We start from the raw sequence: 4,144 nt of genomic DNA, 5'->3' as shown, positions 1-4,144 counted from the left end.
GCCTCGATCTCCGTCGCATCCTGCACGCTCTCGTCGGCGGCGAACGGCAACGGCCGCGCGAAGCCTTTGAGCTCGGCTTCGCGACCGCGCGGCAAGGGTTGTTCCAGCAGCTTGATGTCGTTCTCCAGCAGCACCGGAATCAGCGCATCGAGCACGTCCACGCTGTAGCCCTGGTTGGCGTCCACGCCCATCCACACCTCCGGGCGCACCTTGCGCACCGCACGCACGCGCTCGATGTCGATATCCAGATCACCGCTGAGCTTGAGCTTGAGTGCCTTGGCCGGCGCATAGCGTCCGGTCGCGATCGACTGCATCGTCGCCGGGTCATCGGCGCCCAGGGTCCAGGTGGTCAGCAGCGGCCGCGTCTGCGACAGCCCGGCCAGCGCCCAGGCATGCGTGCCGCTACGGCTCGCTTCAAGATCCCAGAGCGCGCAGTCGAGTGCGTTGCGCGCGCCGCCGCGGGGCAGCAGCTGCTGCAGCTCGTCGCGGGTGATGCCGGCTTCAATGCGCGCACGCAGCAGCTCCAGCGTCGCCAGCATCTGCTCGGGCGTGTCGTCGAAGTAGTACACACCGCTGGCTTCGCCACGGCCGCGATGGCCGCCGTCTTCCAGTTCCACGCGCAGTACCGGGGCGTGTTCGAACACGTAGCCGCTGATCCGGAACGGGGCCAGCAAGGCAAGCGTATCGATCTGCAGGGTCAGTTTCACAGGATGTCTCCAGCCCCGTGGCGGGGCCATGGGTCAGTAGTTGAGAGCGAAGTCGGCCAGGCCCATCAGCACCAGCACGTAGGCAAGCACGCAGGCCGCGATCAGCAGCAGCACGGCCCAGAGGCGGGCGAGCCAGCCGCGACCAGCGCGTACCGTCTCAACCAGATTCCAGGCCGTCGAACCGATCCCGCCGACGATCGCGATCACCGAGGCGATGCCGAGCCCGATCACGGCCGGATCGAGGCGGTCATCGAGGCGGGCGAAATCCGCCGATGCCCAGGTCATCACCGCCAGGGCCACGGCAGGCACCAGCAGCATGAACCAGCAGGCGAAGCGGCTCAGGCGATAGGCCAGCAGCGTCCGGCGCGGCCAGCCCAGTACGCGCCCATGACGGCGGCGCACGAACGCGGCGATCGGCCACGCCAGCGCGGACAGCGCCAGCGCGGCCACTGCCCCGGTCAGCGCGGGCTTCAGCCACAGCGCCGAACGGTAGCCCTCGGCACGCAGGAACACGTTGAACGGCGAAGACGAATCCACCGCAAAGCCGACCGGCGCGCCGTCCTTGACGATGGCGGCCAGGCGCAGCTCGCTGTTGCTGGCCTGCCACAGCCACGGGGCGATCGGCTTGAAGGTGGTGGGCTGCCCGCTGGGCTGCTTCAGGCGCGGCAGACGCAGGCTGCCATCGTCGAGGGCTTCCAGGCGTGTCTGGGTGAGGATGCTGGTGCGGCCGATGCCGGTCTCCGCACGCCGCGAATCCAGGTAGCTCGGCGCCGCCAGCAGGCGCGCCTGCTGCTTGGCCAGTGCCGCGTCCACAGGCGGTGCCGGGGCGGGTGCCGCGGCGGGGAAATAGCGGTCGGTGAAGTTCTCCAGCAGTTCACGCCGGATCGGGCCGGTGATGCCGTTGGCGCCCGCGCTGTTGAGCGAGAGGAACAGACCGACGTCGTGATCGCGGAACAGGAACAGCTGCGAGTGGAACGCGTAGGTGTCACCGGCGTGAGACACCACGCGCTGGCCATTGACATCGATCTCGTAGAAGCCGAGCGCCATGGTGTTCAGCGGCGGCGCGAAGCGCGTCTGCGGGGTCAGCATCAGCTGGCTGGTCGCGGCTTTCAGGATGGCCGTGTCGTGGCCGCCCGCCGCGCTCAGGTGCGCGATCATGAAACGCGCCATGTCGCTGCCGGTGGCCGACAGTGCGCCGGCCGGAGCGGACGGGGTGACTTCGAAGTCGCGCGGTTTGCCCGATCCCAGTGCGTAGCCCTTGCTGACCAGCGCACGCAACGCCGGCGGCAGCGGCTGGCGGAAGCTGGCGTGCTGCATCTGCAGCGGCACGAAGATGTGCTGCTCGACGTATTCGGCAAACGGTTGGCCGGACACGCGCTCGACGATGTAGCCGGCCAGGCTGGTGCCGTAATTCGAATAGGCGGGCACGGTGCCCGGCGCGAAGACCTGCGCCGGCACCCGTCGCTTGAGGTACGGTCCCAGTGCGATGTCACCGGCTTCGGCCACCGCCTCGCTGGTCCACATGTACTTGATGTTGGCCTCGAAACCACCGGTATGCGTCATCAGCTGGCGCAGCGTGATCGGCAGGCCGCGTTCGGGCACCTTGAAATCCAGGTACCGGTTGATGTCCGCGTCCAGATCCAGCTTGCCGGCCTCCACCAGCTGCATCACCGCGGTCCAGGTCATCAGCTTGGAGACCGAGGCCATCCGGAACAGGGTGCGGTCCGGATCCACCGGGGTCTGTTTTTCCACATCCGAAACGCCGTAACCGCGACGGACCAGGATCTGGCCGTCCTTGACCACGGTCACCACCGCGCCGGCGATGTCGCCGCGTGCGATGGCATACGGCATGAACCCATCCAGCCAGGTGGCCGCGTCATCCGCGGTCAATCGGGCAACGGTGTCCACGCGGGTGGGCGCGGCCTCCGCGGGCGGGGACAACGGCCGCTGTGCATCGGCCTGGAACGACAGCAACAGCCCACAACACAACGCGACAAGCCCTGACAACGCACGCATGTGACGATCCCCTCTGGAACTGGAAGACGAGGCGCCCCGCAGAAACGATCGGAAGGCCAAAAACCATCTCAATCAGACAACAATATTCCTGATCAGAGAAATGTCAATTGCGCGTGATCTGTCCCGGCGGTCGGCGGGCAGGCGGGATTGCGAGCGTCAGATGCCCTGGATACGTCATTCCGGGGCCGATGAGAACGATTACACGGCGTTGACAGGCGTCATAAGAGGCGAACGCGACAAGAAACCATCCTGATCAGGATGGCATTCATCTCTACGTAGTATCGTATCGACAACTTCACCAGCAATAGCCCAAAGGTCCTGTCGATGAGCCCCAAAAGCCCGACGCTCGGAACCCTGCTGCGCGGCCTGCGCACGCGCCAGGGTTGGACGCTCAAGGAAATGAGCGAGCACACCGAAATTCCCCTGTCCACGCTGTCCAAGATCGAGCACGACCGCCTGACCTTGACCTACGACAAGCTCCAGCACCTGGCGCAGCGCCTGAACCTGCGCATGTCCGACCTGTTCTCCGAGCCCGACGCCGACAGCGCGCCGAAGCCGGTCACCGCACGGCGCAGCCTCGGCTCGCTCGACAAGGCGCTGCGGGTCCAGACCGACAACTACGATTACTACTATCTGTGCACCGAACTGCGCCGCAAGCGCATGATCCCGATCCTGACCAAGGTGCGGGCCAAGACCACTGCCGAGTTCGGCGACCTGGTCCGCCACCCGGGCGAGGAGTACGTGCACGTGATGGAAGGCCGCATCCAGGTCCACACCGAGTTCTACGATCCGGTGGTGCTGGAGACCGGGCAGGGCATCTACATCGACAGCCAGATGGGCCATGCCTACATCGTCGATACCGGCTGCGAGGAAGCGGTGCTGCTGGCCGTGTGCGCGAGTGCGGATGAAGACCTGATGGAATCGCTGATCACCCTGCATGAGCATGAGGGGAGCGTCTGACGCTCACCACGTCGCCTCCAGCCGACGGAACGGCTGCTTCAGCAGTATCCCGCGCGCGTCGTAGTCACGCACGACGCGGCCATCCACCCGGACCGAGGTCGGGCACGTACGGCTCGGCCACCACACATGGACCGCGGTGTCCGGGCGCAGCCCCTTGCCCAGCGTGAGCTGCAGCGTGCCGTCGCGCTGCCGTGCCTGCAGGGCCAGGGTGCCGTAGGCGGTCGGCAGGCGATCCACCGCCAGCCCGTCGCCGGCCACCCAGGAGGGCGGGGTGCCCGGCAACAGCGACAACGCGTCATCGTCTTCGCGCATCAGCATCCCGAACAGCGTGCGTCCGTATTCGGCGCCGATCCAGGTATGCGGCATGTCGCCGAGATAACGCGGGAAGCGCAGCCGCGAATGGACCACCTCGGCGAGCACCTGCCATTCCAGCGGGCGGCGGTCATGCAGCAGGCCCTGCA

The 4,144-nt window shown here is 66.8% G+C and carries 4 protein-coding genes; 1 reads left to right on the top strand and 3 read right to left on the bottom strand.

The window, feature by feature from the left end; genetic code table 11:
• A partial coding sequence (locus tag ACLFKU_RS42520; protein WP_410853229.1) for an enolase C-terminal domain-like protein occupies window positions 1–707 on the bottom strand: 707 nt, incomplete at its 3' end.
• Between the two features lie 33 nt (window positions 708–740).
• Window positions 741–2,681: a serine hydrolase domain-containing protein gene (locus ACLFKU_RS42515; RefSeq protein ID WP_410853228.1), complete on the bottom strand. Its 1,941-nt coding sequence runs from the start codon at window positions 2,679–2,681 to the stop codon at window positions 741–743.
• Between the two features lie 366 nt (window positions 2,682–3,047).
• On the opposite strand from ACLFKU_RS42515, the gene ACLFKU_RS42510 reads away from it, so the two are divergent.
• Entirely contained in the window at window positions 3,048–3,683 is a 636-nt protein-coding gene (locus tag ACLFKU_RS42510; protein WP_176989825.1) for a helix-turn-helix domain-containing protein, read from the top strand.
• A gap of 3 nt (window positions 3,684–3,686) precedes the next feature.
• On the opposite strand, the gene ACLFKU_RS42505 is transcribed toward ACLFKU_RS42510, so the two are convergent.
• A partial coding sequence (locus tag ACLFKU_RS42505) for a hypothetical protein (RefSeq protein WP_410853227.1) occupies window positions 3,687–4,144 on the bottom strand: 458 nt, incomplete at its 5' end.

The organism is Paraburkholderia sp. EG304 (genome assembly GCF_046543485.1).
Taxonomy (GTDB): Bacteria; Pseudomonadota; Gammaproteobacteria; order Burkholderiales; family Burkholderiaceae; genus Paraburkholderia; species Paraburkholderia youngii.
Note: the sequence above shows the minus strand (reverse complement) of the source record. Positions and strands in the feature narration are given on the sequence as shown.

Bases quoted from the DNA above. Each gene is read 5' to 3' on its own strand.
- ACLFKU_RS42510 (WP_176989825.1), top strand. From the start codon at position 3,048: ATGAGCCCCAAAAGCCCGACGCTCGGAACCCTGCTGCGCGGCCTGCGC.